This window comes from Flintibacter sp. (genome assembly GCF_046973065.1).
This window is the reverse complement of sequence record NZ_JBKVXZ010000099.1, coordinates 1-2765: the sequence shown is the minus strand read 5'-3', so window position 1 is coordinate 2765 and position 2765 is coordinate 1. Positions and strand designations below refer to the sequence as shown.

Here is a 2765-nt window from a genome sequence, read left to right as displayed (position 1 = left end):
GGTTGATCTTGCCCATGGTCTCCGGACACAGGGTAATGTTCCCATACCCTTGCCGGTCACAGGCCTCCAGCACCTGCTTCAAGGTCTCCTTGGCGATGTCCAGGGCCTCCTGGCGGCTGCGCTTCATAAGCGCCCCGGAGTGGATCACGATCCGCTCCGCTCCCATCACCTGGGCTACAAAGCAGCTCTCCAGCACATAATTGGTGGTCTTTGCCCGGCTTTCCGGGTCGGGGTTGGCTAAGTTAATAAAGTAGGGAGCATGGACAGACAGGGCGATGCCTGCCTCACGTGCTTTCTCTCCCAGCTTCCGGGCGGTATCCTCGCCCACGTGGACTCCCTTACCGCACTGGTACTCGTAGCAGTCCAGTCCCTGCTGGGCGATCCAGGCCGGAGCAGCCAGGGAGGATTTGTGGACCTTGGAAAAGCTCTCCGCATTGCCCGCCGGGCCAAATTGTGCACTCACAGGAAGGGCCTCCTTCCTCCCAGCAGGCGGAAGGGGGTCTCTGCCGCGTAGCGGATATACCGCCCGGGATTGCCCGCCAGACGGATAGGCTGGATGAGCAGAGGAGTCACCCCCGCCCGATTGGCTCCCAGGGTGTCGGTGAAGATCTGGTCCCCCACCATCACTGTCTCCTGCGGGGTGCGGCCCATGCGCTCCATAGCCTTCAGGTAGCCCGCTTTCTTGGGCTTGCCCGAGTGTCCCTGATAGGGGATTCCCACCTGCTGGGCAAACTTTTGAGCCCGGCCGGGCTTACGGCTGTTGGACAGAAGGAACAGGTCGATCCCCTCCCCCTTCAGCGCTGTCATCCAGGCGGCCACCTCAGGGGAAGGCTCCAGCACCTTGTAGGGCACCAGGGTGTTGTCCAGATCAGCCAGCACCAGGGTGATTCCCTTCTCCTTTAACTTTTTCGGGTCCAAACTGGTCACCGAGGGGTAGACCCCCCGGGGAATCGGTGAAAAGGGCACGAATGTGTCCTCCTTTGTTCTAGTTTTCCTGCCGGTCTCATAGAGTGTCTAAGACCGGACCGGCCTGCGGCCGTTTCGGCCGTGCAGGGCATATCATAATGCGCCAAGCATTATCATATCACGTTCGAAAAATTTGGACAAGGGGGAGTCACCATGTCTTCCATTCGCTTTTCCATCACTGTCACACCGGACCAACTCCGGGAGATCCGGGGCCTGCCTGTCACCCCCGCCCACCTGGCCTACCGTATGGGCCAGGGGCCCCACCTGTTCCGCACCGGAGGCAGTTCGGCCCCTTCCGGTGGATGGATGGTACTGGACTGCCGGGACTTTGACGGTCTGGGCCGTCCCGGCCCCTTCTGTCAGGAGGTGATACGGGAGTGTGCCGCCCGGAATTTTACCGGTGTGGTATGCGACTTTGAGGCCGGCCGGCTGCCCCCACTGGAAGAGACCGTGGCCCAACTGGGCAAAGAGTGCGCCCGAAGGAATTGGGCCCTGCTTGTGCCCGAGCACTACGCCTCTTGCTCTCCCCACACCCAGGTGATGATCTCCTCCGCCCTGTCCGGAGGCTCTCTGGAACTGCGGCTGGAGGAGGCCCAGCAGCGCTTTGGCCGGGAGCGGGTCGTATTGGCTCTTCAGAGGACGGCAGAGGATTTCTTTCTCCCCTCCCCTACCGGAAGCGGCCGTCCGCTGACCCAAAAGCAGCTGCACCAGCTGATGGAGGAGCGCAGTCCCTCTGTCTTTTTCTCCCGGGAGCTGTGCGCCCGCTATTTTACTTACATGAGCCGGGACTCAGGGGCGCATTTCGTCCTCTTTGACGATGCTCAGACCATGGCCAAAAAGGTGGAGATCGCCCGGCAGCTGTCCATCCCCACAATTTTAGGTGCGTGGTCCGATCTACAGGACGCCGTCCCGGCTCTGGGACTGTCCTCTTCTTTCCCCAGCCGTTCCCAGATTCTTCGTTGACGAACCTTCTCCATACCTTTATAATAAAGCCATCTAAATTTGAGAAATGAAAGGATGTCCCATCATGGTTCGTCACATTGTTTCCTGGAATTTCAAGCCTGAACTGACCGAGCAGCAGCGCAAGGAGCTGGCTGTCCAGGTCGTGGAGCAGCTCAACGCTCTCCAGGGACAGATCCCGGGTCTTGTCCACATTCAGGCCCACTGCCCCCCCATGGACAGCAGCAACTGCGACCTGGTGCTCTATTCTGAGGTCTCCTGCCCGGAAGATCTGCCTGCCTACCAGAACCACCCCGCCCACCAGGCGGTGCTCCCCCTGATCAAAGAAAACTTCTGTGACCGCCGCTGCTGCGATTTCTGATCGGATCCACAACCTATAACAAAGAAGGGAAGATTGCTATGATCCTCACTACTACTCCCAGTGTGGAAGGCCGCTCCATTGCCGAGTACAAGGGCATCGTCTTCGGCGAGGTCATTTCCGGCGTGGATGTGATCAAAGACTTTACCGCCGGTCTGAGCAACTTCTTCGGCGGGCGCTCCGCCACCTATGAGGATGAGCTGACTTCGGCCCGGGAGCAGGCGCTCCAGGAGCTGGAGCAGCGTGCCGCCCGTCTGGGCGCCGATGCGGTGGTGGGTATCGATGTGGACTATGAGGTGCTGGGTTCCAACAATGGAATGCTGATGGTCACCGTCAGCGGCACCGCCGTTACTCTGCGCTGAATCTTCTCCCGCCTCCGGGTGTTCCCCGGAGGCGGGAAATCTTGAATTTTTTTGAAAAAACACTTGACGGGCAGACCCGATTGTGCTAGATTAGGTTTTACCTGTGAATAGGGGCTTTT

5 protein-coding genes are annotated in these 2765 nt (G+C 59.6%); 3 read left to right on the top strand and 2 right to left on the bottom strand.

Going from position 1 to position 2765, the window contains the following annotated elements:
• Together ACLTXB_RS18590 and ACLTXB_RS18585 are read right to left on the bottom strand one after the other, a co-directional pair.
• A partial coding sequence (locus ACLTXB_RS18590) for a TIM barrel protein (protein WP_428227968.1) occupies window positions 1-463 on the bottom strand: 463 nt, incomplete at its 3' end.
• On the bottom strand, window positions 460-966 hold the full coding sequence (locus ACLTXB_RS18585; RefSeq protein ID WP_428227967.1) for a YqeG family HAD IIIA-type phosphatase: 507 nt from the start codon (window positions 964-966) through the stop codon (window positions 460-462). The genes ACLTXB_RS18590 and ACLTXB_RS18585, both read right to left, overlap by 4 nt.
• Window positions 967-1119: 153 nt before the next feature.
• Here ACLTXB_RS18585 and ACLTXB_RS18580 point away from each other — a divergent pair, with 153 nt between their 5' ends.
• From ACLTXB_RS18580 to ACLTXB_RS18570, 3 genes are all read left to right on the top strand, one after another.
• Complete coding sequence (locus ACLTXB_RS18580) at window positions 1120-1929, top strand: hypothetical protein (protein WP_428227966.1); 810 nt, start codon at window positions 1120-1122, stop codon at window positions 1927-1929.
• Between the two features lie 64 nt (window positions 1930-1993).
• Window positions 1994-2287, top strand: a complete 294-nt coding sequence (locus ACLTXB_RS18575; RefSeq protein ID WP_110441106.1) for a Dabb family protein — start codon at window positions 1994-1996, stop codon at window positions 2285-2287.
• Between the two features lie 38 nt (window positions 2288-2325).
• Window positions 2326-2646: a putative heavy metal-binding protein gene (locus tag ACLTXB_RS18570; protein ID WP_374737413.1), complete on the top strand. Its 321-nt coding sequence runs from the start codon at window positions 2326-2328 to the stop codon at window positions 2644-2646.
• The last annotated feature ends 119 nt before the right edge of the window (window positions 2647-2765 follow it).